The sequence below is a fragment of the Aeromicrobium marinum DSM 15272 genome, assembly GCF_000160775.2.
Classification (GTDB): domain Bacteria; phylum Actinomycetota; class Actinomycetes; order Propionibacteriales; family Nocardioidaceae; genus Aeromicrobium; species Aeromicrobium marinum.
The window spans coordinates 918113-944219 of record NZ_CM001024.1 but is presented as its reverse complement, the minus strand read 5'-3'; the positions used below and the strand labels follow the sequence as shown (position 1 = coordinate 944219).

The 26107-nt window shown below is 71.2% G+C and carries 21 protein-coding genes and 1 tRNA gene; 10 read left to right on the top strand and 12 right to left on the bottom strand.

Annotated features, from left to right (window positions below; all coding sequences use genetic code 11):
• Positions 1 to 9: 9 nt before the first annotated feature.
• From HMPREF0063_RS04935 to HMPREF0063_RS04925, 3 genes are read left to right on the top strand one after another with little or no spacing between them, the layout of a single operon-like run.
• Entirely contained in the window at positions 10 to 1005 is a 996-nt protein-coding gene (locus HMPREF0063_RS04935) for a branched-chain amino acid ABC transporter permease (RefSeq protein ID WP_007077552.1), read from the top strand.
• Positions 995 to 1918: an ABC transporter ATP-binding protein gene (locus HMPREF0063_RS04930; protein ID WP_007077551.1), complete on the top strand. Its 924-nt coding sequence runs from the start codon at positions 995 to 997 to the stop codon at positions 1916 to 1918. The genes HMPREF0063_RS04935 and HMPREF0063_RS04930 overlap by 11 nt, the downstream gene beginning before the upstream one ends.
• Positions 1911 to 2714 carry an ABC transporter ATP-binding protein gene (locus HMPREF0063_RS04925; protein WP_007077550.1) on the top strand — a complete coding sequence of 268 codons (804 nt, stop codon included), beginning with the start codon at positions 1911 to 1913 and terminating at the stop codon, positions 2712 to 2714. The genes HMPREF0063_RS04930 and HMPREF0063_RS04925 overlap by 8 nt, the downstream gene beginning before the upstream one ends.
• Positions 2715 to 2850: 136 nt before the next feature.
• Here the strand turns inward: HMPREF0063_RS04925 and HMPREF0063_RS04920 are convergent, their stop codons facing one another.
• Positions 2851 to 4128, bottom strand: a complete 1278-nt coding sequence (locus HMPREF0063_RS04920) for an ABC transporter substrate-binding protein (protein ID WP_007077549.1) — start codon at positions 4126 to 4128, stop codon at positions 2851 to 2853.
• A gap of 146 nt (positions 4129 to 4274) precedes the next feature.
• A complete protein-coding gene (locus HMPREF0063_RS04915; protein ID WP_007077548.1) occupies positions 4275 to 4892 on the bottom strand; it encodes an ANTAR domain-containing response regulator in 618 nt (205 codons plus the stop codon).
• A gap of 32 nt (positions 4893 to 4924) precedes the next feature.
• On the opposite strand from HMPREF0063_RS04915, the gene HMPREF0063_RS04910 reads away from it, so the two are divergent.
• Positions 4925 to 5007: transfer RNA gene (locus tag HMPREF0063_RS04910), tRNA-Leu, on the top strand.
• A gap of 10 nt (positions 5008 to 5017) precedes the next feature.
• Here HMPREF0063_RS04910 and pyk read toward each other — a convergent pair.
• From pyk to HMPREF0063_RS04890, 4 genes are all read right to left on the bottom strand, one after another.
• Positions 5018 to 6472, bottom strand: coding sequence for a pyruvate kinase (pyk, locus tag HMPREF0063_RS04905; RefSeq protein ID WP_007077547.1), 1455 nt, complete (start codon positions 6470 to 6472; stop codon positions 5018 to 5020).
• Positions 6473 to 6519: 47 nt separating this feature from the next.
• Positions 6520 to 7998, bottom strand: coding sequence for a glutamate synthase subunit beta (locus HMPREF0063_RS04900; protein WP_007077546.1), 1479 nt, complete (start codon positions 7996 to 7998; stop codon positions 6520 to 6522).
• A complete protein-coding gene (gene gltB / locus HMPREF0063_RS04895; RefSeq protein WP_007077545.1) occupies positions 7991 to 12535 on the bottom strand; it encodes a glutamate synthase large subunit in 4545 nt (1514 codons plus the stop codon). The genes HMPREF0063_RS04900 and gltB overlap by 8 nt, the downstream gene beginning before the upstream one ends.
• Before the next feature lie 120 nt (positions 12536 to 12655).
• Complete coding sequence (locus HMPREF0063_RS04890; protein WP_040320107.1) at positions 12656 to 13387, bottom strand: VIT1/CCC1 transporter family protein; 732 nt, start codon at positions 13385 to 13387, stop codon at positions 12656 to 12658.
• A gap of 85 nt (positions 13388 to 13472) precedes the next feature.
• Between HMPREF0063_RS04890 and HMPREF0063_RS15660 the strand changes: the two genes are divergently transcribed.
• The gene (locus HMPREF0063_RS15660; protein ID WP_050760907.1) at positions 13473 to 14129 is read left to right on the top strand and encodes a septum formation family protein; all 657 of its coding nucleotides are present in this window, start codon (positions 13473 to 13475) and stop codon (positions 14127 to 14129) included.
• Here HMPREF0063_RS15660 and HMPREF0063_RS04880 read toward each other — a convergent pair.
• Complete coding sequence (locus HMPREF0063_RS04880; protein ID WP_007077543.1) at positions 14107 to 16164, bottom strand: MMPL family transporter; 2058 nt, start codon at positions 16162 to 16164, stop codon at positions 14107 to 14109. The two genes, HMPREF0063_RS15660 and HMPREF0063_RS04880, sit on opposite strands and share 23 nt — an antisense overlap.
• Positions 16165 to 16186: 22 nt before the next feature.
• On the opposite strand from HMPREF0063_RS04880, the gene HMPREF0063_RS04875 reads away from it, so the two are divergent.
• On the top strand, positions 16187 to 16660 hold the full coding sequence (locus tag HMPREF0063_RS04875) for a MarR family winged helix-turn-helix transcriptional regulator (protein ID WP_007077542.1): 474 nt from the start codon (positions 16187 to 16189) through the stop codon (positions 16658 to 16660).
• A gap of 1 nt (position 16661) precedes the next feature.
• On the opposite strand, the gene hflX is transcribed toward HMPREF0063_RS04875, so the two are convergent.
• From hflX to miaA, 3 genes are read right to left on the bottom strand one after another with little or no spacing between them, the layout of a single operon-like run.
• Positions 16662 to 18038, bottom strand: coding sequence for a GTPase HflX (gene hflX / locus HMPREF0063_RS04870; RefSeq protein ID WP_007077541.1), 1377 nt, complete (start codon positions 18036 to 18038; stop codon positions 16662 to 16664).
• Positions 18035 to 18853, bottom strand: a complete 819-nt coding sequence (dapF, locus tag HMPREF0063_RS04865; RefSeq protein WP_007077540.1) for a diaminopimelate epimerase — start codon at positions 18851 to 18853, stop codon at positions 18035 to 18037. Before dapF ends, hflX begins: the two co-directional genes overlap by 4 nt.
• Positions 18850 to 19764: a tRNA (adenosine(37)-N6)-dimethylallyltransferase MiaA gene (gene miaA / locus HMPREF0063_RS04860; RefSeq protein ID WP_007077539.1), complete on the bottom strand. Its 915-nt coding sequence runs from the start codon at positions 19762 to 19764 to the stop codon at positions 18850 to 18852. Before miaA ends, dapF begins: the two co-directional genes overlap by 4 nt.
• Positions 19765 to 19834: 70 nt before the next feature.
• Between miaA and HMPREF0063_RS04855 the strand changes: the two genes are divergently transcribed.
• Positions 19835 to 20065 (top strand): antitoxin, encoded by a 231-nt coding sequence (locus tag HMPREF0063_RS04855; RefSeq protein ID WP_007077538.1) that lies wholly within the window; start codon positions 19835 to 19837, stop codon positions 20063 to 20065.
• On the opposite strand, the gene HMPREF0063_RS04850 is transcribed toward HMPREF0063_RS04855, so the two are convergent.
• Positions 20062 to 20727, bottom strand: coding sequence for a class III extradiol ring-cleavage dioxygenase family protein (locus HMPREF0063_RS04850; protein WP_040320106.1), 666 nt, complete (start codon positions 20725 to 20727; stop codon positions 20062 to 20064). The genes HMPREF0063_RS04855 and HMPREF0063_RS04850 overlap by 4 nt on opposite strands.
• 73 nt (positions 20728 to 20800) lie before the next feature.
• Between HMPREF0063_RS04850 and HMPREF0063_RS04845 the strand changes: the two genes are divergently transcribed.
• A complete protein-coding gene (locus HMPREF0063_RS04845) occupies positions 20801 to 21379 on the top strand; it encodes a hypothetical protein (RefSeq protein ID WP_040320105.1) in 579 nt (192 codons plus the stop codon).
• Here the strand turns inward: HMPREF0063_RS04845 and HMPREF0063_RS04840 are convergent.
• Positions 21376 to 21939 (bottom strand): HhH-GPD-type base excision DNA repair protein, encoded by a 564-nt coding sequence (locus tag HMPREF0063_RS04840; protein ID WP_007077536.1) that lies wholly within the window; start codon positions 21937 to 21939, stop codon positions 21376 to 21378. The two genes, HMPREF0063_RS04845 and HMPREF0063_RS04840, sit on opposite strands and share 4 nt — an antisense overlap.
• 113 nt (positions 21940 to 22052) lie before the next feature.
• Here HMPREF0063_RS04840 and HMPREF0063_RS04835 point away from each other — a divergent pair, with 113 nt between their 5' ends.
• Positions 22053 to 24932 (top strand): MMPL family transporter, encoded by a 2880-nt coding sequence (locus HMPREF0063_RS04835; protein WP_007077535.1) that lies wholly within the window; start codon positions 22053 to 22055, stop codon positions 24930 to 24932.
• Positions 24932 to 26107, top strand: a 1176-nt coding sequence (locus HMPREF0063_RS16770; RefSeq protein ID WP_211208755.1) for a YhgE/Pip family protein, incomplete at its 3' end; no start/stop codon positions are given. The genes HMPREF0063_RS04835 and HMPREF0063_RS16770, both read left to right, overlap by 1 nt.

The window sequence follows — 26107 nt, the reverse complement described above, 5'->3', positions numbered from 1 at the left end:
GGGGCCACCATGGACTTCGGATCGATTCTCAACGCCGCCCTCTCGTCGGCCCTCGGGCCGGACGCGATCGTGTTCGCCCTCGCCGCGATCGGCCTCAACATCCACTTCGGCTACACCGGACTGCTGAACTTCGGCCAAGCCGGGTTCATGGCGGTCGGCGCCTACGGTCTGGCCGTCAGCGTCGTCACCTTCGACATCCCGTTCTGGTGGGCGATGTGCATCGCGATGCTCGCCCCGGTGCTGCTGGCCCTCGTGCTCGGCGTGCCGACCCTGCGCCTGCGGGCCGACTACCTCGCCATCGCGACGATCGCCACCGCCGAGATCCTCCGGCTGGTCTTCGGGTCGGTCGAGATGAGCGACACCCTCGGCGGCTCGAACGGCCTCACGGGGTACGCCAGCACCTTCCAGGACCTCAATCCGTACACGACGGGGCTGGACCTCGGCATCGTGTCGTTCCGGCGTGGTGACCTGTGGTCCCTCACCGTCGGGTGGATCCTGGTCGCCCTGTCGTGCCTGCTGGTCTGGTTGCTGATGCGCAGCCCGTGGGGCCGGCTGCTGCGGTCGATCCGTGAGGACGAGGACGCCGTCCGCTCGCTGGGCAAGAACGTCTTCGCGTACAAGATGCAGGCGCTCGTGCTCGGCGGCGTCTTCGGCGGCATGGCCGGCATCTTCCTGGCCCTCAAGCAGGCGTCGGTGATCCCCACCGGGTTCTCGACCAACGTGACGTTCTTCGCCTACACGGCACTGCTCATCGGCGGCGCCGCCCGGGTGCTGGGTCCGGTCATCGGATCGATCATCTTCTGGTTCCTCATGGCCGGCATCGGCGCCTTCTTCAGCCAGGCCACGTCAGGCCTGGATCCCCTCATCCCCGACTTCCTGATGACCAACACCCAGGCCAGCCTGGTCCGGCTCGTGCTCGTCGGGCTGGGTCTGATGCTGCTGATGATCTATCGACCACAAGGAATCTTCGGCGACCGCAAGGAGTTGGCCATCGATGCCCGCTGACACCACACCCGGGGCCGCTGCCGCCACCGCCTCGCTCGCGGGGATCCAGAACGTCCCCGGTGTCCCGAAGCCCGACCCGATCCTCGTCGGGTCCTCGATCTCGCGCTCGTTCGGTGGCCTGAAGGCCGTCGACGTCGAGCACCTCGAGGTGCAACGAGGCGTCATCACCGCTCTCATCGGACCCAACGGCGCCGGCAAGACCACGCTGTTCAACCTGCTGACGGGCTTCGACGTCCCCGACTCCGGGCAGTGGCAGCTCAACGGCAAGCCGTTGCACAAGGTGCCGGCGTACAAGGTGGCCCGCCGCGGCATGGTGCGCACCTTCCAGCTCACCAAGGTGCTCTCCAAGCTGACCGTCATGGAGAACATGCGCCTCGGCGCCACCGGGCAGCGGGGCGAGAAGTTCTGGTCCGCCCCCTTCCGCAGTCTCTGGAAGACCCAGGAGGACGAGATCACGACCCGGGCCGAGGACCTCCTGACCCGGTTCAAGCTCGACGCCAAGAGCGAGGACTTCGCCGGGTCGTTGTCCGGCGGCCAGCGCAAGCTGCTGGAGATGGCGCGCGCGCTGATGGTCGATCCTGAGCTCATCATGCTCGACGAGCCGATGGCCGGGGTGAACCCGGCGCTCAAGCAGTCGCTGCTCGGGCACGTCAAGTCCCTGCGGGACGAGGGGCGCACGGTGCTGTTCGTCGAGCACGACATGGACATGGTCCGCGACATCTCCGACTGGGTCGTCGTCATGGCCCAGGGCACGATCGTCGCCGAGGGCACCCCGCAACAGGTGATGGCCGACCAGGCCGTCATCGACGCGTACCTCGGCACGCACCACGACACCGACATCAGCGAGGCGGACGAGACCGAGGTCGAGGCCGCCGCCGACGCCGAGCTCGACCAGGAGGCCGACCGTGGCTGACGACACCAGCACCCAGTCCGCCGAGCTGCAGGGCGAGCGTGACAAGCACGCCGCCGGCGCCGACGGCGCGGTCCTGCGGGCCGACAACCTGATCGCCGGGTACCTGCCGGGGGTGAACATCCTCAACGGCGCCGACCTGTACTGCCAGCCCGGAGAGCTGGTCGGCATCATCGGCCCCAACGGCGCGGGCAAGTCGACGCTGCTGAAGGCCCTGTTCGGTCTCGTGACGGTGCACAGCGGCACCGTCACGCTCAAGGGCCGCGACATCACCAACCTGCGGGCCGACCAGCTCGTGTCGGCCGGGATCGGCTTCGTGCCGCAGACCAACAACGTGTTCCCGAGCCTGACCATCGAGGAGAACCTCGAGATGGGCTGCTACCAGGAGCCCAAGAAGTACACCGAGCGGTTCGCCTTCGTGACCGACATCTTCCCCCGGCTCGGCGAGCGCCGCAAGCAGCGAGCCGGCTCGCTGTCGGGCGGCGAACGTCAGATGGTGGCGATGGGCCGGGCCCTCATGATGGATCCGTCCGTGCTGCTGCTCGACGAGCCGTCGGCCGGCCTCTCCCCCGTCCTGCAGGACGAGGTGTTCGTGCAGACCCGCAACATCAACAAGGCCGGCGTCTCGGTGGTCATGGTCGAGCAGAACGCCCGCCGCTGCCTGCAGATCTGCGACCGCGGCTACGTGCTCGACCAGGGTCGCAACGCCTACTCCGGCACCGGCCGGTCGCTGGCGAACGACCCGAAGGTCATCGCCCTCTACCTCGGCACCCTCGGCCAGAAGGCCGCGGAGGACTGAACCCCCGCACGACGAAGGGCCCCACCGCACCGGTGGGGCCCTTCGTCGTCGTTCGTCGGCTCGTCCGGTCCGGCGCACACGTCAACGGCCCCGGACTCGGGTGAGTCCGGGGCCGCTGACGATCAGCAGGAACAGATCAGATGTTGCCCGCGATGTAGTCGATCGCGGAGATCTTGTTCAGCGCGTCGTACTGGTAGATGCCGATCGACGCAGCGGTCGGGCTACCGGTGTCACCGAGCTCGATCGGACCGGAGACACCGTCGTAGTCGATGTCCTCACCGGCCTCGAGCAGCTCGACGCAGTCGGCGAACGTGGTGCACTTCTCGCCACCGGTCGTGACCTCGACGATCTCCTCGGCGACGTCGCGACCCGCGTCGCTGTCGGCCGCGATGGCCGCGAGGGCCGTCACGATGACCGCGTCGTAGGACTCACCGGCGTACGAGAAGTTCGTCAGCGACGGATCGACCCCGAGCAGACGGTCCTGGAAGTCACCGGCCGCCTCGGCACCGGGGATGGTGCCCTTGGTGCCCTCGAGCGTGCCGTCGGGCAGGGTCGCGGAGTCACCGGCTCCGTAGCCGGCGGTGTTGCCGTCCACGAAGTAGGTGGGCACGTCCTGCGGGCCGACGCCGGCCTGGATCAGCTGCGGGACGATCGTGGTGGTCTCCTCGAAGGCGACCAGCACGACCGCGTCGGGCGAGGAGTTCGCGATCTCGGCGACCTGCGAGTCGAACGACTGCGCCGTCTCGCCGTAGAACGTCGTGGTGGCCACGGTGCTGCCGGCCGCCTCGACGCCCTTGCCGATCTCCTCGGCGAGCGTCTCGCCGTAGGCGTCCTGGCGGGCCAGGATGGCGATGTTCTGACGGCCGTCCTGGATCAGCAGGTTCGACAGCACGGCACCCTGCAGGATGTCCGACGGAGCCGTGCGGAAGTACAGGTCCGGCTCGGCGAAGTCGCCCTCGTCGAACGCCGTCGACGTGTTGGCCGGGCTGAACATGATGGCTCCGGCCGACATGATCTTGTCGATGACCGTCAGCGAGACGCCCGAGGACGCGGCACCGACGATGACGTCGGATCCGGCGTCGAGGAGCTGGTCGGTCTCGGCCGGGGCGATGCCGGAGTCGGCGTCGCCGGAGTCGCCGCGCACGTGCACGACGTCCTCACCGAGCACGCCGCCGGCGGCGTTGATCTCCTCGACCGCGAGGTCGACACCCGCGAACTCCGGCGGGCCGAGGAACGACAGGCTGCCGGTCTGCGGCAGGAGGGTTCCGACGGTCAGGACGCCGTCGGCCGTCGACGCGGCCGAGCTGTCGTCGCTGCCGGCGTCGTCGTCGGAGTCACTGCCGCACGCGGCGAGTACCAGGGCACTCGCGGCGGCGACAGCGGCCAGACGCATCGTCGTGGTGCTGCGCTTCATCAATCCTCCGGGGGGTTTCTGGGCGAACAACAGATGACGAGTCCCGCCATCGTTAGGTGGAAACCTAGCCCGAATACGTGTCAGTTGTGTGTCCCCCGACACGCAGGTCGCAGTTGTAGCCGATTTGTAACCAATCCCCCTCGGGGTCAGCCACGGGCGATGTCGGTGCCCTTGTCGATGACCTGCTCGGCGACCTCGCGCATCGACAGTCGCAGGTCCATGGCCGCCTTCTGGATCCACCGGAACGACTCCGCCTCGGAGATGCCGAACGACTCCTGCAGCAGCGACTTGGCCCGCTCCACCGCCTTGCGGGCGGCGAGCTGCTCGGTGAGGTCGTCGACCTCGCCAGCCAGCGCCGTGATCTCGGCGAACCGGCTCCTGGCCATCTCGATCGCCGGCGGGAGGTCGGACTGCTGGAACGGCTTCACCAGGTAGGCCATCGCCCCGGCCTCACGCGCCCGGTCGACGAGCTCGCGCTGGCTGAAGGCGGTCAGCAGCACGACCGGGGCGAGCCGGCGACCGGCGATCTGTGCCGCTGCCTCGATACCGTCCAGGCGCGGCATCGTGATGTCCATCAGCACGACGTCGGGCAGCAGCTCCGCGGTGAGCGCGACGGCCCGCTCCCCGTCGCCGGCCTCGCCGACGACGTCGTACCCCTCGTCGCGCAGCATCTCGACCAGGTCGAGACGGATCAGGGCCTCGTCCTCGGCCACCACGACCCGCGGTGCGCCGGGCGGGGTCATCGTCTGCTCGTCGGAAGGCACGTGAGAAGGTTATACGGCTTCGCCGGGGGCGGGCCGAGATGGCGGAATGGTAGACGCGATGGTCTCAAAAACCATTGTCCGAAAGGGCGTGCGGGTTCGAGTCCCGCTCTCGGCACCCGGTGGTCCTACTCGGGCTGCAGGTCCCCGTAGGCAGGGACCACCAGGTTGATCGCATCGCCCATCCGGTGGATCCGCAGCGCGTTGGTCGAACCCGGGATGCCGGGGGGTGCCCCGGCCACGATGACGACCTCCTCGCCCTCACCGCACCGTGCGGCCTCGAGCAGGGCCCGGTCGACCTGCATGACCATCTCGTCGGTGTGCCGGACCTCCGGCACGAGGAACGTCTCGACACCCCAGGTCAGGGCCAGCTGCCGCCGGACCTCCTCGTGGGGCGTGAAGGCCAGCACGGGGATGGGCGAGCGGTACCGCGCCATGCGCCGGGCCGAGCCGCCCGTGGTGGTGAAGGCGACGACGTACTGCGCGTCGATCGCCTCCGCGACCTGGGAGGCGGCCTTGCAGACGATGCCGGTGCGGGTCTTGGCCACCCACGTGTAGGCCGCCATGCGCGGGAGCCCGTGGTCCTCGGTGGACTCCACGATGCGCGCCATCGTCCGCACCGTCTGCAAGGGGTACTCACCGACGCTGGTCTCGCCCGACAGCATCACCGCGTCGGCGCCGTCGAGCACGGCGTTCGCGACGTCGGAGGCCTCCGCGCGGGTCGGGCGCGGTGCCGTGATCATCGACTCCAGCATCTGGGTGGCCACGATGACCGGCTTGGCGTTGCGCCGGGCCTTCTCGACGATCAGCTTCTGCACGATGGGGACGTCCTCGAGCGGCAGCTCGACGCCCAGGTCGCCGCGGGCGACCATGAAGCCGTCGAACGCGTCGACGATGTCGTCGAGGTTGTCGATCGCCTGCGGCTTCTCGATCTTGGCGATGATCGGCCGGTGGATGCCCTCCTCGCGCATGATGCGACGGACGTCCTCGGCATCACGGGCGCTGCGCACGAACGACAGCGCCACCAGGTCGACCCCTTCACGCAGCGCGAACCGCAGGTCGTCGATGTCCTTCTCGCTCATCGCCGGCACGCTGACGGCCACACCGGGAAGGTTGACGCCCTTGTTGTTGCTGAGCAGGCCGGCCGTCTCGCACATGGTGAGCACGTCCGTGGAGGTGACCTCGAGCGCCCGCAGCCTCACGCGCCCGTCGTCGATGAGGATCTCGTCACCCGGGGACACGTCACCCGGCAGCCCCTTGTAGGTGGTGGAGCACCGGGTGGCGTCACCGGCGACGTCGTCGACGGTGATGGTGAACCGGTCGCCGACCCCGAGCTGCACGGGCCCGTCGGCGAACCGGCCGAGCCGGATCTTGGGACCCTGCAGGTCCGCCAGGACCGCGATCGCCTTGCCGGTCCTCTCCGCCGCCGCCCGCACGTGGGCGAGGCTCTGGCGGTGGTCGGACTGGTCGCCGTGGCTCATGTTGAGCCGGGCGACGTCCATCCCCGCCTCGGCGAGCTGGAGGATGCGTTCGGCCGACGCGACGGCTGGTCCCAGGGTGCACACGATCTTGGCTCTCCGCACTCCCCCACCCTAACGACCGGCGGACCCTACCCGCGAGTCACGGCCGGTCAGACGGTGAGCGGGCGAGCCGTGGGCGGGATCGGCACCGGCAGCGTGGTCGAACCCGTGAGGTACCGGTCGACACCGGCGGCAGCACCCCGACCCTCGGCGATCGCCCACACGATCAGGGACTGACCGCGACCGCAGTCGCCGGCGACGAAGACCCCCGGGACGCTGGACATGTAGTCGAGGTCGCGCTTGACGTTGCCGCGCTCGTCGAGCTCGACGCCGAGCTGGTCGACCAGACCCTCGGTCTCGGGGCCGGTGAAGCCCATCGCGAACAGCACCAGCTGCGCCGGGATGACCTCCTCGGTGCCCTCGACCTCGACGAACGACCCGTCCTTCATCTCCACCTGGACGATGCGCAGACCGCTGACGTTGCCGTCGTCGTCACCCACGAACTCCTTGGTGGACACGGCGTACTTGCGGTCGCCGCCCTCCTCGTGGGCCGATGCGACGCGGTACAGCATCGGGTAGGTGGGCCACGGCTGGTTCTCGGGCCGGCCCTCCCCGGGCTGCGGCATGATCTCCAGGCTCGTGATCGACCGGGCCTTCTGCCGGATCGACGTGCCGAGACAGTCGGCGCCGGTGTCGCCGCCGCCGATGATGATGACGTCCTTGCCGGTCGCGAGGATCTGCTCCGACCCGTCGGTCGTCGGGTCCTCGCCCAGGGCGGCGCGGTTGGCCTGCGGCAGGAAGTCCATCGCCTGGTGCAGTCCGCCGAGCTCGCGGCCGGGGGCCGGGAGGTCGCGACGCACGGTCGCTCCGACGGCCAGCACCACGGCGTCGTACCGGTCGCGCAGCTGCGAGCCGGTCAGGGTCTCGCCGACCTGCACCCCCGTGCGGAACACCGTGCCCTCACGCCGCATCTGCGTGATGCGGCGGTCGACCTGGATCTTCTCCATCTTGAACTCCGGGATGCCGTACCGCAGCAGGCCCCCGGGCTTGTCGTCGCGCTCGTACACCGCGACGGTGTGGCCGGCCCGCGTGAGCTGCTGGGCCACCGCGAGTCCGGCGGGCCCCGACCCGATCACCGCGACCGTCTTGCCGGTCAGGAACTCCGGCGGCTCGGGACGGACCGACCCGGACTCCCAGGCCCGGTCGATGATCGAGACCTCGACGTTCTTGATGGTCACCGCGTCGCGGTTGATCCCCACGACGCAGGCCGTCTCGCACGGGGCCGGGCAGAGCCGGCCGGTGAACTCCGGGAAGTTGTTGGTGCGGTGCAACGCCTGGATCGCGTCGTCCCAGTCGTCGCGCCAGACGAGGTCGTTCCACTCCGGGATGAGGTTGCCCAGCGGGCACCCCGAGTGGCAGAACGGGATGCCGCAGTCCATGCACCGCCCCGCCTGCTCGCTGATGATCGGGAGCAGGGCCTTGCCCGCACCTCCCGGGTAGACCTCTTTCCAGTCGTTGACCCGCTCCTCGACGGGACGCCGTTCGGCGACCTGACGGGGCGTCGTGATGAATCCGCGGGGATCAGCCACGAGCGGCCACCTCCATCATGCGTGCTGTGGTTTCTTCGTCGGACAGTCCGTCGGCCTCGGCCGCCGCGCGTGCCTCGAGCACACGTCGGTAGTTGATCGGCATGATCTCGGTGAAACGCTCCACCGAGGCGTCCCAGGACGACAGGAGCTGGTCGGCCACGGCCGACCCGGTCTCCTCCCGGTGCTTGCGCACCAGCTCGTGCAGCTCCTCGAGGTGCTCGGCCGCGACCGGTCGGGTCTCGACCATCTCGCGGTTGACCAGCGACTCGTCGAGGTCCAGGACCCAGGCGGTGCCGCCGCTCATGCCGGCCGCGATGTTGCGTCCGGTCGGTCCGAGCACGACGACCCGTCCACCGGTCATGTACTCGCAGGCATGGTCGCCGACGCCCTCGACGACGGCGCTGGCGCCGGAGTTGCGCACGCAGAACCGTTCGCCGACCTTGCCCCGCAGGAAGATCTCGCCGCCGGTGGCGCCGAACCCGATCACGTTGCCCGCGACGATGTTGGCCTCGGCGGTGAAGGTCGCCTCCCGCGGCGGGCGCACGATGATCCGGCCGCCCGACAGACCCTTGCCGACGTAGTCGTTGCCGTCACCCTCGAGCCGCAGGGTGATGCCCCGCGGGACGAAGGCGCCGAACGACTGTCCGGCAGCGCCCACGAACGTCAGGTCGATGGTGTTCTCGGGCAGCCCCTCGCCGCGGTACCGCTTCGTGACCTCGTGACCGAGCATCGTGCCGACGGTGCGGTTGACGTTGCGGATGGCCAGCTGGGCCCGCACCGGTTCGCCCCGCTCGAGGGCGTCGGCGCTGAGCCGGATCAGCTCGACGTCGAGGGCCGCGTCCAGACCGTGGTCCTGGGTGGTGGTGCAGTGCAGCGCAGCGCCCTCCGGGAGCTCCGGGACGTGGAAGATCGGTGACAGGTCCAGACCCTGAGCCTTCCAGTGGTCGATCGCCTCCCGGGACTCCAGCACCTCGGCGTGGCCGACGGCCTCCTCGATCGACCGGAACCCGAGGGCCGCGAGGTACTCACGGACCTCCTCGGCGACGAACTCGAAGAAGTTGACGACGTACTCGGCCTTGCCGGAGTACTTCTCGCGCAGGGACTTGTTCTGCGTCGCCACACCCACCGGACAGGTGTCGAGGTGGCAGACCCGCATCATGATGCAGCCGCTGACCACCAGGGGTGCGGTCGCGAAACCGAACTCCTCGGCGCCCAGCAACGCGGCGATCACCACGTCGCGACCGGTCTTCAGCTGACCGTCGCACTGCACCACGATGCGGTCACGCAGCCCGTTGAGCAGCAGCGTCTGCTGCGTCTCGGCCAGACCCAGTTCCCAGGGCCCGCCGGCATGCTTGAGCGACGTCAGCGGCGAGGCGCCGGTCCCCCCGTCGTGACCGGAGATCAGCACGACGTCGGCCTTGGCCTTGGAGACGCCGGCCGCGACCGTGCCCACGCCCACCTCGGACACGAGCTTGACGTGCACGCGGGCGGAGGGGTTGGCGTTCTTGAGGTCGTGGATCAGCTGCTTGAGGTCCTCGATCGAGTAGATGTCGTGGTGCGGCGGCGGACTGATCAGTCCGACGCCCGGCGTGGAGTGACGGGTCTTGGCGACCCAGGGGTAGACCTTCGGGCCGGGCAGCTGGCCACCCTCACCGGGCTTGGCGCCCTGGGCCATCTTGATCTGGATGTCGTCGGCGTTGGACAGGTACTCGCTGGTGACGCCGAACCGGCCGGACGCGACCTGCTTGATCGACGAGCGACGCTCGGGGTCGTAGAGCCGCTCGGGGTCCTCGCCGCCCTCGCCGGTGTTGGACTTGCCGCCGAGGCGGTTCATCGCGACGGCCAGCGTCTCGTGGGCCTCCTGGCTGATCGAGCCGTAGCTCATGGCACCGGTGGAGAACCGCTTGACGATGGCCGAGACCGGCTCGACCTCGTCGAGCGGGACGGGCGGGCGCACGCCTTCCTTCATCGCGAAGAGGCCACGCAGCGTCATCAGCCGAGCGGACTGGTCGTCGACGCGCGAGGTGTACTGCTTGAACACGTCGTAGCGGCCGGTGCGGGTGGAGTGCTGCAGCCGGAACACCGTCTCGGGGTCGAACAGGTGCTCGGGACCGTCCCGACGCCAGCGGTACTCGCCACCGACGTCGAGGCGTCGGGGACCCGCGATGCCGCTGGTGGGGTAGGCGGTCGCGTGCCGGGCAGCGCACTCGGCCGCGAGCACGTCGAGCCCGACGCCCCCGAGCTTGCTGGAGGTGCCGGTGAAGTAGGCGTCGACGACCTCGTGGGAGAGGCCGACCGCCTCGAAGATCTGCGCACCCGTGTACGACGCGACGGTCGAGACACCGATCTTGCTCATGACCTTCAGCACGCCCTTGCCCAGGCCGTACACGACGTTGCGTGCCGCCTTCGACGGCTCGACGCCGGTGACGTACACCTCCTCGCGCGCGAGGTCCTCGGCGCTCTCCAGCACCAGGTACGGGTTGACCGCGGTCGCGCCGTAGCCGATGAGCAGCGCCACGTGGTGCACCTCGCGCACGTCGCCGGCCTCGATGATGAGTCCGGCCTGGGTCCGCAGCTTCTCCCGGACCATGTGGTGGTGCACCGCGCCGGTCAGCAGCAGCGACGGGATCGGTGCCAGGTCTGCGTTGGAGTGCCGGTCCGACAGCACGATGATGCGGGCGCCCTCGGCGACGGCGCGGGACACATCGGCACAGATCTCGTCCAGGCGGGTGCGCAGGGCCTCCCCGCCCCCCGCGACCTCGTAGAGACCACGCACGACGTGCACGCTGAACCCCGGCATGTCGCCGTCCTTGTTCATGTGCCGGATCTTGGCGAGCTCGTCGTTGTCGATGACGGGGAACGGCAGCTGCAGCATGCGGCAGCTCGCCGGCGTGGGGTCCAGGAGGTTCTTCTCGGGCCCGATGGTGCCCGCGAGCGACGTGACGACCTCCTCACGGATGGCGTCCAGCGGCGGGTTGGTGACCTGGGCGAACAGCTGGCTGAAGTAGTCGAACAGCTGGCGTGGCCGGTCCGAGATCGCCGCGATGGGCGTGTCGGTGCCCATCGACCCGATCGCCTCGGCGCCGGTGCGCGCGAGCGGGACCACGAGCGTCCGCAGCTCCTCCTCGCTGTAGCCGAAGACCTGCTGGCGCCGGGTGACCGACGCGTGGGTGTGCACGATGTGCTCGAGGTCGGGGAGGTCGTCGAACCGGACGAGGCCGGAGTACAACCACTCGTCGTAGGGGTGCTCCGACGCCAGGGACCCCTTGATCTCCTCGTCCTCGATGACGCGGTGCTCGTCGAGGTCCAGCAGGAACATCTGGCCCGGCTCGAGTCGGCCCTTGCGGGTGATCGTCGCGGGGTCGATGTCCAGGACCCCGGCCTCGGAGGCCAGCACCACGAGCCCGTCGTCGGTGATCCAGTACCGACCGGGGCGCAGACCGTTGCGGTCCAGCACGGCGCCGATCTGCGTGCCGTCGGTGAAGCACACCGCTGCGGGACCGTCCCAGGCCTCCATGACCGAGGAGTGGAACTCGTAGAACGCCCGCCGGGCGGGGTCCATCTCGGTGTCGTTCTCCCAGGCCTCGGGAATCATCATCATGACCGCGTGGGGCAGGGAGCGGCCGCCGAGGTGCAGCAGCTCGAGCACCTCGTCGAAGGACGCCGTGTCGCTGCCCTCGGGGTCGCAGATGGGGTACAGCCGGGTCAGGTCGCCCGGGATCACGTCGCTGGCCAGCAGCGCCTCGCGGGCCCGCATCCAGTTGCGGTTGCCGCGCGCGGTGTTGATCTCGCCGTTGTGCGCCACGAACCGGAACGGGTGGGCCAGCGGCCAGCTGGGGAACGTGTTGGTCGAGAACCGGCTGTGCACGATCGCGAGCGCCGACTCGATCCGCTCGTCGAGCAGGTCGGGGAAGAACGCGTCGAGCTGTTCGGTGGTCAGCATGCCCTTGTAGACGAAGGTGCGGGCCGACAAGGACGGGAAGTACACCCCGACCTCGTGCTCGGCCCGCTTGCGCAGGCCGAAGGTCAGCCGGTCGAGGTCCAGACCGGCGGCGGCAGCACCGGGGGCCGCCACGAAGAAGGTGGAGAAGCTCGGCATCGCGCCACGCGACATGGACCCCAGGATGGTGGGGTCGACCGGGACGTCGCGCCAGCCCAGCACCTCCAGGTCCTCCTCGCGTGCGATCGCCTCGACCGCCAGCCGCGCTGCGGCCGCCTCGTCGGGATCGACCGGCAGGAACGCGATACCGGCGGCGTAGTGCCCCGCGGCGGGCAGCTCCGTGCCCGCCACCGCGCGCAGGAAGGCGTCGGGCACCTGCAGCAGGATGCCCGCACCGTCACCGGTGTCCGGCTCGCCGCCGACGGCGCCGCGATGGTCCAGGTTGCGCAGGGCGGTGAGCCCCTTCGCGACGATGTCGTGGCTGGCGACGCCGCTGAGGTCGGCCACGAAGGCGACGCCGCACGCGTCGTGCTCCTGGCTGGGGTCGTAGAGGCCCTGGGCCGCGGGAAGCGTCGAGAACTCGGAGTGGGCTGACACGGGTACCCCTTCAACGTCGTCGGATCGAGCAGGACCGGGGACGACATTGGCCTCGGACAGCCTACTCAGATTACACCGGACCGGGGCGATCGTCGAAGCGGCCGGCCCGTCCTGTCGTCGTCACCCGATGCGGGACCCGATCGCCTCGCCGATCAGGTAGGTGAGGCCGGCCGCCGCACCGCCGAGGACCAGCTGCCGCACGCCGCCGAACCACCAGGAACGACTGGTGATGCGCGTGACGACGGCGCCGCAGGCGAACAGCGCCACCAGCGAGAGTCCGATCGTCGGCCAGGACGACGTGACCCCCAGCATGAGGGGCAGCAACGGGATGAGCGCCCCGACCGCGAAGGCGAGGAACGACGAGAACGCTGCCGTCCACGGTGACGCGAGCTCGTCGACGTCGATCCCCATCTCCTCCTGCGCGTGCACCGCGACGGCCGTCTCCGGGTCCCGGTGGATCTGCTGGGCGACGACCCGCGCGACGTCCTCGTCGACCCCCTTGTCGACGAACATCGCGGCCAGCTCGGCCTCCTCGGCCCGCCCGTTGTCGCGGATCTCGCGGCGCTCGGCCGCGACCTGCTCCTCGGCCAGCTCGCGCTGGCTGGCGACCGAGGTGTACTCACCCGCCGCCATCGAGAAGGCGCCGGCCGCCAGACCGGCCAGGCCGGCGATCACCACCGGCTCGGGATCGGTGGTGCCACCGGTGACGCCCATGATGAGCGCGAAGTTCGACACGAGGCCGTCCATGGCACCGAACACGGTGGGTCGCAGCCAGCCTCCGGTCACGTCGGGATGCTCGTGGCGCACGCCCTCGGCGTCGGGGAGCTCCTCGGGGATCTGCAGGTCGTCCATGCGAGAAAGGTAGGGCCGCCGACACGATTCGTCATCGCAGGCCTGCCTCACCTTCCCGGCCCGGGAGCCGTCGTAGCGTGTCGCCATGAGCGCCGTCCCTCCCCCACCACCCCCGCCGCCGACCCACCCCCACCGTGACGCGTCGGAGCAGCCGTCGTCGCGGGCCACGTGGGCCCTGGTCCTGGCGATCATCCCGCTCGGCATCACCTGGGTGGTCGCGGCGATCCTCGCCGTGCAGGTGCTGCTCGAGGGTCGCCGGGACGGACGGGTCAAGGCGTTCGTCGCCCTGGGCGTCGTCGGACTGTGGTCGGTCGTCGTGGCCGTCGCCGGACTGGTCGCGATCGTCGCGGTCGCCGAGGACGAGCAGTCGACGTCGGCGGGCGGCACCCTCGTCGACATCGCCGAGATCGCGCCCGACGACTGTCTGGCCGAGACCCCGCCCGACAGCGCCGACGCCCTCGAGGTCGTGCCGTGCGACGAGCCGCACCGGGAGCAGGCCTACGGCACGTTCGACCTGCCGGCCGGGACGTACCCCGGCGAGGACCAGGTGATCGACGCCGCCGAGTCCGGATGCCTCGAGCTGTTCGAGCCCTGGGTCGGGGAGTCGTACGACGACTCGGTGCTGGACTTCTCGTTCTTCTACCCCGTCGAGCAGAACTGGCCCGAGGACCGCGAGGTCCTGTGCATCGCCATCAGCTTCGACGAGGTGACCGAGAGCCTCAAGGGGTCCAGGAGTCGCTGACCCCCGGGTGGCGGGGCCACCAGAACCGTTCGCCGATCAGCGTCGCGAGCGACGGCACCAGCAGGGTCCTGACCAGCAGCGTGTCCAGCAGGACGCCGATGCCCACGATGATGCCGATCTGGGTCAGGGTGATCAGCGGCAGCACGCCCAGCACGGCGAACACCGCCGCCAGCAGGACGCCGGCGCTGGTGATCACCCCGCCGGTCACCGCCAGGGCCGACGTCATGGCGCCCGCGACCGGCTGCCGGGCGGCCTCCTCGCGCGCCCGGGTCGCCAGGAAGATGTTGTAGTCGACACCCAGGGCCACGAGGAACACGAAGGCGAACAACGGGACCGTCAGGTCCAGCGCCGGGAACCCGAACAGCAGGTCCGACACCCACCAGCCTGCCCCGAGGGCGGCCACGTAGGTGGCGGCCACCGTCGTCACCAGCACCAGGGCGGCGACCACGGACCTCAGCAGCACGAGCAGCACCCCCACGACCACCAGGATCACCAGCGGGAAGATGACCAGCCGGTCCGACGACGCCGCGGCGGCCGAGTCGAGGTCCTGTGCGTCCGGGCCGCCGACCAGGTCGTCGGCGCCGAGCGCCGCGCGCAGGCCCTCGACGGTGTCGAACGCCCGGACGGACCCCTGCTCGGCGTCCAGGACCACGTCGAGCGTGGCCCACCGGTCGTCGGAGCGCCCCGGTCGGACCTCGGCGACGCCGTCGACGTCCGCGACGGTCCGCAGCACCTCGTCGACCCGGTCCGGTGATGTGAGCACCGTGGTGGGCTCGGCCGCTCCGGCCGGGAAGGCCTCGGCCAGACGCTGCTGCCCCACCACCGCCTCGGGCACCTCCCGGAACTGCTCGTTCTGCGTCAGGCCGACGTCGACACCGGTCGCGCCGACGGCGAGCACCGCGATCACCGCCAGCGCACCGGCCATGAACGCGGCCGGCCGGCGGACGACCCGGCGGCCGATGCGGGCCCACACCCCGGTGAGTGCAGGGTCGTCCTGACCCTGCCGGGGCACGAAGGGCCAGAACAGGCGGCGCCCGAACAGCAGGAGGGCCGCCGGCAGGAACACCAGCCCGTACAGCATCGCGACGCCGATGCCGAGCGAAGCGGAGTAGCCCAGCGCCCGGGTGGACGGGGTGTCGGCGAAGCTGAGCATCAGCAGGGCGAGGACCACCGTGCCGCCGCTGGCCAGGACCGCCGGGGCCGTGCTGCGCCAGGCGGCACCCATGGCGACGTGCCGGTCGTCGTGCCTCCGGAGCTCCTCGCGGTACCGCGCGATCAGCAGCAGCGCGTAGTTCGTGCCGGCACCGAACACCAGCACGGACGTGATGCCGACGGTGGAGCCGTCCACGTCGTAGTCGAACAGCCGGGTGGCCCCGGCCACCACGATGGTCGCGACCCGGTCCCCCACCGCCACGACGACGAGCGGCACCAGCCACAGCCACGGGCTGCGGTAGGTGATCAGCAGCAGCAGGGCGACGATCGTGGCCGTGGCCACGAGCAGGCGGACGTCGGCACCGGCGAAGACCTCCGACAGGTCGGTGGCGAAGGCCGGGGCCCCCGTCACCTGGGCGCTCAGTCCGTCGGGCAGCTCGGCGGCGACGACGTCCCGCAGCTCGTTGACCTGCTCCTCCGCGGGGGCGTCGGTGGTGGGCACGACCACCAGGCCCACGCTCCCGTCCGGCGAGGTCGACGCGACGGCCTCGGTACCCAGCGCCTCACCCAGGGAAGTTGCCAGGTCGTCGAGGACCGGCCGGTCGGCCGGCTCGAGCCCCGCGTCACCGCGGGAGACGACCACCACGGCCGGGGCCGACCCCTCCGTCGGCAGGGTCGCGACGATCCGGGCCACCTCGGTCGACTCGGCGGAGTCCGGCAGGCCACCAGGCCCCCCGGGCACCTCCTGGGGCGTCAGGCCCGAGCCGAGCGCCGCGCCGGAGGCCACGACGAACAGTGCAGCGAGCAGCCAGGCCCCTCGTCGTCGCAGGACCGGCTCGGTGGACCGGGAGGAGCTTTTAGTTCCGCCATCGAATGATTCCATGATGGAAGTGTAAGGTGGGCGGATGGAACGCGCAGCAGCGGGTGACGACCTCGTGCGGGAGCTCCGCACCTTCGCGGGCGAGATCGAGCACTACATCGGCGAGATGAGTCACCACCACACGATGCACCGCAGCGACCTCACCGCCCTGGCCCACGTGATGGACGGTCACGAGGTGACGCCGAAGGACGTGAGCGAGGCGCTCGGGCTGAGCGCGTCGGCCACCAGCGCCCTGCTGGACCGCCTCGAGCGCGCCGGTCACGTGACCCGCTCACGCTCCACCGTCGACCGCCGCTCGATCCACCTCGAGGTCACCGACACCGCGCGGGAGGTCGGGTCCAGCATCTTCACCCCGCTCGCGATGCACGTCCGTCAGGTGCTCGCCCGGCACGGGACCGACGAGCTGGAGCGCACGGCCGCGCTGCTGGCCGAGCTCAACACCGCCGTCAGGGCCGCCCGACGCGACGTCCGTGCGATGGACCCGCCGCAGGAGCGCTGAGTCAGACGGCGAACGGCTCGAGCTGGTGCGCCAGCTCCGCTGCCACGAGCGCCGTGACGTGGGTGCCGTCGCCCTCGTGCTCGATCGACTCGATCTCGCCGGTGGCATGGATCTGGTTCAGCAGGTCGCCACGCGCGTAGGGCAGCACGACCTCGATCCGCGAGGCCGGCCGCGGCAGGTCGGCCTCGATCGCGTCGAGCAGCTCGTCGATGCCCTCCCCGGTGCGAGCGCTGACGACCACGGCGTGCGGCTCGCGGGCCAACAGCTGCCGGATGACCGTCGGATCGGCGGCATCGGCCTTGTTGACGACGATGATCTCCGGCACCCCGAGCGCGTCGACGTCGGCGAACACCTCGCGGACCGCCGCGATCTGCCCGGCCGGATCAGGGTGCGACCCGTCGACCACGTGCAGGACCAGGTCGGACTCGGCGACCTCCTCCAACGTCGAGCGGAACGCCTCGACCAGCTGGTGCGGCAGGTGCCGGACGAAGCCGACGGTGTCAGACATCGTGTAGACCCGCCCGTCGGAGGTCTGGGTCCGGCGGGTGGTCGGGTCGAGGGTCGCGAACAGCGCGTCCTCGACCAGGACTCCTGCGTCGGTGAGCCGGTTGAGCAGACTCGACTTGCCCGCGTTGGTGTACCCGGCGATGGCGACCGAGGGGATCTGGTGGCGACGCCGGTTGGCCTTCTTGGTCTCGCGCGTGACGCTCAGCATCTTCAGCTCACGCCGCAGCTTGGCCATCTTGGCCTGGATGCGGCGCCTGTCGGTCTCGAGCTTGGTCTCACCGGGACCGCGGCCGCCGATGCCCTCGCCACCGGCGGCACGGCCGCCGGCCTGCCGGGACAGGTTGCCGCCCCAGCCGCGCAGCCGCTGGGTCTGGTACTGCAGCTGCGCGAGCTCGACCTGGGCCTTGCCCTCGGCGCTCTTGGCGTGCTGGGCGAAGATGTCGAGGATCAGGGCCGTGCGGTCGACCACCTTGACCTTGACCCGGTCCTCGAGGTTGCGCAGCTGGCTGGGCGCGAGCTCGCCGTCGCAGATGACGGTGTCGGCCCCGGTGGACTCGACCACCGCGTGCAGCTCCTCGACCTTGCCGCTGCCGATGAAGGTCGCCGGGTCGGGCTTGGGCCGCCGCTGGATGAGGGCGTCGAGCACCTCCGAACCGGCCGTCTCGGCGAGCAGCTTGAGCTCGGCGAGCGAGTTCTCGGCGTCCTCGACCGAGCCCTCGGTCCAGACCCCCACGAGCACCACGCGCTCCAGCCGCAGCTGGCGGTACTCGACCTCGGTGATGTCCTGCAGCTCGGTGCGCAGGCTGGCAACGCGACGCAGGGAGTTGCGCTCCTCCAGCTCCAGGCCGTCGGTGCCCTGGGTCTCGGTCATGCGATCCACTCCATCTCGCCGCGCGCGACGATCTCCGCCGGACCGGCGAGAGCCACGGCGCCGTCCGGTCCCCGGGTGACCCACACCGTGCCGCCCGGCACGTCGACCCGGCAGGTGGACCCGACGGGCGACGGGTGGTCGAGGCCGTGCGCGACTGCTGCGGCACAGGCACCCGTCCCGCAGGAGCGGGTCTCGCCCGAGCCGCGCTCGTGGATGCGGATCGCGATGTGGTCGGCACCGAGGCGGCGCACGAACTCGATGTTGACGCCGTCGGGATACACGACCTCGTCGTACTCGGGCTGGGCCGTCAGGGCGCCCGCCTCGGCGAGGTCGTCCACGAACGCGACGGCGTGCGGGTTGCCCGTGCGGACGTCCTGCGCCTCCCACACGTGGTCGTCGACCGTGACCTTGGTGGTGCCGCGCACCTCGGCGACGCCCATGTCGACCGTGACGAGGTCGCCGTCGACGGTGATCTGCTTGTCGCCGTCGCGGGTGCCGACGAGGAAGGGCCCGGACGGGTCGACCAGGCCCTCCTGCACCAGGTGGAGCGCGAAGACCCGGATGCCGTTGCCGCACATCTCGCTGGTGGATCCGTCGGCGTTGCGGTAGTCCATGAACCACTCGGCCGCGCTGGGCAGGCCGGTCGCGGCGGACCGGACCACCCGCAGCACGCCGTCGGCCCCGATGCCGCGCCGGCGGTGGCACAGGGCCGCCACGAAGGTCGGGTCGAGATCGCCGTGGACCGTGCCGTCATGGTCCGGGAGCAGCACGAAGTCGTTCTCCGTGCCGTGCCCCTTGAGCCATGAAAACGTCATGCATTCCAGTCTACGGCGGTGAGCACACCGTCGAGCAGGTGCGGGTCGTCGAACGCGGACCAGCGGACGCGCGGATCCTTGCCGAAGAGCTTCTCCTGGCGGCGCGCGAACCGGCGGGTGCCCCGCAGGGTGTCGGCACGGGCCTCCTCCTCGCTGCACTCGCCCCGCAGCTGGGCCAACGCCTGCACGTAGCCGAGGGCCAGCGGGGCCGTACGGCCCCGCTCCAGCCCGCGGGCCCGCAGCTGCTCCACCTCGGCGACCAGACCGGCCTCCCACATCGCGTCGACCCGACGCTCCAGCCGGTCGTCGAGCACGGCGCGGTCCGCCCGCAGGCCCACCAGGTGCACCGGCCCGATGACGGAGGCATGGGGCGGCATCGTGGCGACGAACGGAGCGCCCGTGAGCTCGATGACCTCGAGCGCCCGGACGATCCGGCGGCCGTTCGTGGGCAGGATCTGCCGGGCGGCAGCCGGGTCCCGGCGGCCGAGCTCGGCGTGCAGTGCGGCGGGGCCGACCCGCTCCAGCTCGGCGGCCCATCGTTGCCGGACGACCGGGTCGGTCCCGGGGAACTCCAGGTCGTCGACCACGGCCCGCACGTACAGCGACGATCCTCCGACCACCACGGGACTGCGACCCCGCGCGAGGCAGTCCCGCACGGCGTCGCGCGCCCAGCGCTGGAACTCGGCGACGCTCGCCGACTCGTCGACCTCCAGGACGTCGAGCAGGTGGTGCGGCACGCCTCGCCGATCACCCGGCGGCACCTTGGCCGTGCCGATGTCCATCCCGCGGTAGAGCTGCAGGGCATCGGCGTTGACGACCTCGCCGTCGATGCGCTCGGCGAGGTCGATCGCGAGGTCGGACTTGCCCACCCCGGTGGGCCCGACCAGCACGATCACGCGTGGGCGAGGCATGGCCGCATCCTCCCACTACGATCGCGAGGAGCGGGACCGCCGTGGTCCCCCGTCGACGAGGAGATCGGTCATGGGCTTCCTGGACAAGCTGAAGAAGCGAGCACCTGAGCTGAAGGACAAGGCGGCCGACCTGGCCCGCGAGCACGGCGACAAGATCGACCAGGGCATCGACAAGGCGGCCGGACTGGCCGACAAGGCCACCAAGGGCAAGCACACCGACACGATCGACTCGGCCGCCAAGAAGGCCAAGGACGCCGCCGACCAGCTCGGTGAGGAGCCGGGCGGACCGAAGCCCCGCTAGACCTCGGTCCCGGCCGACCAGTCGGCCACCCAGTACCCGACACCCAGCGGTGCCCCGGCGTAGCCGAGCCGCGCCGTCCACCGCGGACCGGACGGCGCGGCCAGCACCTCGGCCATGGCACGCAGGGTGGTCGCACCGCCGACCATGAGCTCGGCAGCGGTCGCGAGGTCGAGGTCGGCCAGTGCCGCGACGTCACCGGTCGCCAGCGCCGTCTGGACCGTGCGGTCGAATCCTTCGGCGCGCGGGTCGAGGTGGCCGGGCGCGCGGTCGCTGCGGCGGGCCGATCCGTCGGCGAGCACGAGCAGCGCGACCCGGCCGTCGAGCGGTTCCGGGGGCGAGCCCGCGTGCAGTCGGGGGCCGGTCCATCCGGCGCGGTCCAGCAACCAGGCCCCGATCGTGTGCGCGTACGGGAGCACGAGGTCGTCGCCGCCCGCCCGCACGTCGACGCCGAAGCCGTGGAGCGTTCCGCCCGCGAGTCCGTCCTTGGGCTCGTCGTCGATGCCCGGGGCCAGCACGACGACCAGGTCGGGCTCGCCGGCCACCAGACGAGCCACGGCCGCGTGGCTGGCCGACCGCACCGGTTCGAGGTCCGGGGCCGACCCACCCGTGACCTCGGGCACGAGCACCGGGGTCGGCGGACACACCGCCACGGCAACGATCACCCTCCGAGCGTAGGCGAATCGCGACACCTCGCCACGCGAGCGGTCCTCGGGCCCACCGTGGGACGATGACGGGGTGACCGCGCCGCTGCCTCCGTACCCGCCACGGGAGGACGCCTGGCGGTTCCCTCCCCCTCCCGTGCACCGGGGCTGGGGCTGGTTGGCGGCCGGAGCCGCCGCCGTGGCTGCCGCCGTCCTGACCGTCGCGGCGGTCGTGCTGGTCCGTCTGGGCGACGCCGACTTCCCCGCGGTCATCCAGGACGAGGAGGTGATCGCCGTGGCGCAGACGGAGTGCGAACGACTCGAGTCCGTGCTGGTGGCGCGGCCCGTCGGGGCGGACGACGCGTCACGCAGCGAGGTCGTCGTGGAGCAGAACGACGCCGTGCGGGCCTTCGTCGCCGGGGTACGGACGGTCGACCCCGATCGGCGCGCCGCGGACTCACCCGTCGACGACTGGCTCGAGGACTGGGTGCGGCTGGTCGACGCCCGGACCGCGTACGTCGAACGGCTCGCCACCGATCCGAACGCCGGCTTCACCGAGCCCGCGGTCGACGGGCAACCGCTGTCCGCGCGGATGGACGCCGTGGGCGGCCTGCTGTGCGCCGTGCCCGGGGCCCTGCTGGAGCCCGACGAGGGGACGTCGCAGGCCGTCTAGGACTCCCGGGCCGCCTGCTTGACCTTCTGCTTGTGCGCCCGGACCTTGGCCAGGGACTCGGCGTCCACGACGTCGGCGACCGACCGGTACCCGACCCGGCCGTAGTCGCCCGTGACCAGCGTCCACCCCCGCGGCTTGACGCCCAGCTGCTTCGCGAGCAGCGCGGCGAAGATCGTCGCCTTCTGGTCACCGAAGCCGGGCAGCGCGCGGAGCCGGTCGACGAGCGCCCGGCCGGTCCGTGCGCCGGTCCAGATCGACGACGCGTCGCCGTCGTACTCGTCGGCCACGACGCGGGCCAGGGCCTGCACGCGGGCCGCCATCGACCGGCCGTAGCGGTGGATGGCCGGCGGGGTCGCGCAGAGGTCGGCGAACGCGTCCGGGTCGGCTGCGGCCACCGCCCCCGGCTCCAGGGTCCCGAACCGGTCGAGGATCTTCGCCGGTCCGGCGAAGGCGCGCTCCATCGGGAACTGCTGGTCGAGGAGCATGCCCACCAGGAGGGCGAAGGGATCGTCGTTCAGCACGCGGTCGGCGTGGTCGTCCTGGGCGATCTGCAGAGCCATGGCGTCATCGTGCCACCGCGCGTGCGGGGGCGCCCGACGCGTCCCGGCGATGTGAGGTGGGCCGCATCGCAGATGCGTTGACGGGTTCGATACACAAACGTATCCTTTCGGGAATGTCGAACCTTCTCTACGCCCTCGGTCGCTGGGCCTTCCGGCACCCGCGTCGCGTGCTCGCCGCTTGGATGGCCGTGCTCGTGCTCGCCGGCGTCGCCGCCCTCGGACTCGGGGACGGGACGAAGAACTCGTTCGACATCCCGGGGACGGAGTCCCAGGAGGCCATCGACGGGCTCGGACGCACCTTCCCCGAGCTGAGCGGCGCCTCGGCCTTCGCCGTCGTGGTGGCACCGGAGGGCGGGACCGTCACCGACGACCGCACCCGGGGCCTGCTCGCCGACTCGATCGAGCAGATGGAGCAGGTCAGCGGCGTCACGTCGGTGGTGTCGCCCTTCGACGAGCTCAACCCGGTCGGTGTCACCGACGACGAGGGCGCGGCCCGGGTGCTCGTGCAGTTCGAGGGCGACCTCACGTCGGTGACCCCCGACGAGCAGGACGACCTCATCGCGACCGGCGAGGCCCTGCGTTCCGCCGGCTACACCGTCGCCTTCGGCGGAGACATCTTCACCAACACCGGCCCCCAGCTGTCGATCATCGAGCTCATCGGCGTGATCGTCGCCTTCGTCGTGCTCTACCTGATGTTCCGGTCGCTGCGAGCCGCCGTCATGCCGATCGTCACGGCCGTGCTCGGCGTCCTCGTCTCGATGTCGCTCATCATCGCCGCGACCGGCTTCCTCACGATCTCGTCGACCGCGCCGTTGCTCGCCCTCATGATCGGGCTGGCCGTCGGCATCGACTACGCCCTGTTCATCGTCGCCCGCCACCGCGAACAGCTCGCCGAGGGCATGGAGCCGGAGGAGGCCGCGGCCCGGTCGGTCGCCACCGCCGGCTCGGCCGTCGTGTTCGCCGGGGTGACGGTCGTCATCGCCCTCCTCGGCCTGGCCATCGCCCGGATCCCCTTCCTCACCGTGATGGGAGCAGTGGCGGCCCTGGCCGTCGTCATCGCCGTCGCCGTGGCCCTGACCGTGCTGCCGGCGCTCCTGGGGCGCGCCGGAGCCTCCCTCACCCCGAGCGCCGAGCACCCGACGGGCGGCTTCTCGCGACGCTGGGTGCTGGCGATGATCCGCCGGCCCATGCTCGCGATCGTCGTCGTCGTGATCGGGCTGGCCATCGCGACCGTCCCGGCCAAGGACCTCCGCCTGGCCCTGCCCGACAACGGCACCGCCCCCGCCGGCAGCAGCCAGCGGGTGGCCTTCGACATCGTGGCCGAGGAGTTCGGGCCGGGGTTCAACGCTCCCCTGCTGGTGACGCTCGACATCATCTCGACCACCGACCCGGTCGGGGTCGTGTCGGCCGTGGCCGACGACCTGCGCGCCATGGACGGCGTCGCGGCCATCGGGCTGGCCACGCCCAACCCCACGGCCGACACCGGCATCGTGCAGGTCATCCCGACGACCGCGGCCACCGACGAACGGACGAACGACCTGGTCGAGCGGATCCGCGACCGGGCCGACGGGTGGAAGGACGAGCACGGCACCGACGTGGCCGTCACCGGTCTCACCGCGGGCGGCATCGACGTGTCGGAACGGCTGTTCAGCGCCCTCCTCCCGTTCGGGCTCATCGTGGTCGGACTCTCGGTGCTGCTGCTCATGATCGTGTTCCGGTCGTTCGTCGTCCCGCTCAAGGCGACCCTGGGCTTCGTGCTGTCGACCGGGGCCTCCTTCGGGGCCGTCGTGGCGGTCTTCCAGTGGGGTTGGCTGATGGACCTGCTGCACGTGGAGCAGACCGGGCCGCTCATCAGCTTCCTGCCGATCATCCTGATGGCGGTGCTGTTCGGCCTGTCGATGGACTACGAGGTCTTCCTCATGGCACGGATGAAGGAGGAGTACGTCCGGACGGGCGATCCGCGCCGCGCCGTCGTCGACGGCTTCGTCGGCAGCTCGCGGGTCGTCACGGCGGCAGCGCTGATCATGCTCGCGGTGTTCGCCGCCTTCGTGCCCGAGGGCGACCCCAACATCCAACCGGTCGCGTTCGCCCTGGCGATCGGGGTGTTCGTGGACGCCTTCCTGATCCGCATGCTCTTCGCACCGGCGGTGCTGGAGCTGTTCGGACGCCGGTCGTGGATCCTGCCCGCCAGGGTCGAGCGTCAGCTCCCCCACATCGACGTCGAGGGTGAGGGCCTGCACCGCCGCGTCGAGCTGCAGGCCTGGCCCCGTCCCGGGTCGACCGCCGCGGTCACCGCCGCCGGGCTCACCGCCGACGGACCCGACGGGCTGGTGTTCAACGACGTGTCGTTCGAGATCTGGCCCGGCGACCGCCTCGTGGTCCACGGCCCGAGCGGCTCGGGCAAGACGGCGCTGCTGCTCACCCTCGCCGGACGGATGGACTTCGACCACGGCCGGCTGCGGGTCGACGGTCGCCTCCTGCCGCAGGAGTCCGCTGCCGTCCGCCACGTGGTGGCGCTCGCCGAGGTCAGCGGCATCAACGACCTCGACGACAACCTGTCGGTGGACCAGCACATCGCCGAGCGGCTGTCGATCCGTTCGTTCGGCCTGTGGGTCGGCCGTCAGCGGCTCGCCCCGGTCCTGCGCTCGATGAACGACGCGCTCGCCGAGGCCCACCGACGAGCCGGTGTCCCGTTCGAGCCGGTCGAGGGCTCTGCCCTGGTGTCGAGCCTCGACCGGCTCGAACGCAAGGTGCTCGGCGTGACCCTCGCACTCGTCGGCGAACCCCGGCTGGTCGTGCTCGACGACGCGGACGACCTGCGCTCCGCCGAGCTGATCGACCTGCTGTGGACCGCCGTCGACCACCTGCTGGACGCGCGCGGCGTCACGCTGCTGGCCAGCGTGCAGTCGCCGAGCGCCGCTCCCGCCCCGTCCGACCGGCTCCACCTGGTGGAGCTGTCCAGTGTTCGCGCTCCCCACGAGGTGCTGCTGTGATGATTCCCTCGCCCGCACTCCCCTGGTTCGAGCTGGCACGGTTCCGCCGCAGCCGGCTGACCCGCGCAGCCGTCGTCGCCGTCATGGTCGTGCCGCTGTTCTACGGCGGGCTCTACGTGTGGGCCAACCTGGACCCCACCGACCGGCTCGACCGTGTGCCGGCGGCCGTCGTCAACCAGGACCAGCTCGTGGAGGTCGAGGGGCCGGACGGGGAGACCCAACCGGTGGCCGTCGGCCGGCTCCTGGCGGCCAACCTGCTTTCGGACGACTCCTCGGAGAACTTCGACTGGGTCCTCACCGACGCCGACGACGCCAGCCGTGGCCTGACCGACGGCAGCTACCAGGCCGTCCTGACGATCCCGGAGAACCTCTCCGCCGCGGTCACGTCGACCCAGGGCGATCCGGCCGGCGCGGTGCAGGGACGGCTCGAGCTGCAGACCAACGACGCGGTCAACTACCTCGGCGGCACGATCGCCCAGACCATCGGGACCGCGGCCCGCAACGCCCTGAACGCCCAGGTGACCGAGACCTACCTCGACAACGTGTACCTCTCCCTCGGCGACCTCAAGATCGCGCTCGGCGAGGCCGCCGACGGCGCCTCCGAGCTCGCCGACGGCGCCGACCAGCTCGCCGGGGGCATCGGTCAGCTCGCCGGAGGAGCCGCGCAGCTCGCGGACGGTGCCGGCGCCCTGGCGGACGGCAACCGTCGCCTCGCCGACGGGGTGTCCCAGCTGGACTCCGGCGCCCGTGCCCTGGCCTCGGGCCTCACCGAGCTCGAGACCGCGACCTCGACCCTGCCCGGTGACGCGCGCCGCCTCGCCGACGGGGCACGCCAGGTGGCCGACGGGACCGCCGAGGTGGACCGTCAGGTCACCGCGATCACCTCGGCCATCCTGGCGGCCACGGCGGGCGCCGACGCCGACATCGACCAGCTCGCCTCCGTGCTGCGCGGCCTCGCCGACCAGTGCCGCGCCGATCCGCCGGCCGGGATCGACTGCGCGGCCATCGACGCCGTCGCCGGTCAGAGCGAGGCGCTGAAGGCCTTCGTGGACGACGTCCGCAGCCAGGCCGGTGCCGCCGGCGAGCAGACCGGGCTGCTGGCCGACGGCGCCGCCCAGGTCGCCGGCGGCGCCGACCAGCTCGCCGCCGGGGTGCCCACCCTGGTCGGGGCTGTC

Excerpts from the sequence above, each read along its gene's own strand:
- HMPREF0063_RS04935 (WP_007077552.1), top strand. The coding sequence starts at position 10 with ATGGACTTCGGATCGATTCTCAACGCCGCCCTCTCGTCGGCCCTCGGG.
- HMPREF0063_RS04930 (WP_007077551.1), top strand. The coding sequence starts at position 995 with ATGCCCGCTGACACCACACCCGGGGCCGCTGCCGCCACCGCCTCGCTC.
- HMPREF0063_RS04920 (WP_007077549.1), bottom strand. The coding sequence starts at position 4,128 with ATGAAGCGCAGCACCACGACGATGCGTCTGGCCGCTGTCGCCGCCGCG.
- HMPREF0063_RS04890 (WP_040320107.1), bottom strand. The coding sequence starts at position 13,387 with ATGGACGACCTGCAGATCCCCGAGGAGCTCCCCGACGCCGAGGGCGTG.
- HMPREF0063_RS15660 (WP_050760907.1), top strand. The coding sequence starts at position 13,473 with ATGAGCGCCGTCCCTCCCCCACCACCCCCGCCGCCGACCCACCCCCAC.
- HMPREF0063_RS04880 (WP_007077543.1), bottom strand. The coding sequence starts at position 16,164 with ATGGAATCATTCGATGGCGGAACTAAAAGCTCCTCCCGGTCCACCGAG.
- HMPREF0063_RS04875 (WP_007077542.1), top strand. The coding sequence starts at position 16,187 with ATGGAACGCGCAGCAGCGGGTGACGACCTCGTGCGGGAGCTCCGCACC.
- hflX (WP_007077541.1), bottom strand. The coding sequence starts at position 18,038 with ATGACCGAGACCCAGGGCACCGACGGCCTGGAGCTGGAGGAGCGCAAC.
- dapF (WP_007077540.1), bottom strand. The coding sequence starts at position 18,853 with ATGACGTTTTCATGGCTCAAGGGGCACGGCACGGAGAACGACTTCGTG.
- miaA (WP_007077539.1), bottom strand. The coding sequence starts at position 19,764 with ATGCCTCGCCCACGCGTGATCGTGCTGGTCGGGCCCACCGGGGTGGGC.
- HMPREF0063_RS04855 (WP_007077538.1), top strand. The coding sequence starts at position 19,835 with ATGGGCTTCCTGGACAAGCTGAAGAAGCGAGCACCTGAGCTGAAGGAC.
- HMPREF0063_RS04840 (WP_007077536.1), bottom strand. The coding sequence starts at position 21,939 with ATGGCTCTGCAGATCGCCCAGGACGACCACGCCGACCGCGTGCTGAAC.
- HMPREF0063_RS04835 (WP_007077535.1), top strand. The coding sequence starts at position 22,053 with ATGTCGAACCTTCTCTACGCCCTCGGTCGCTGGGCCTTCCGGCACCCG.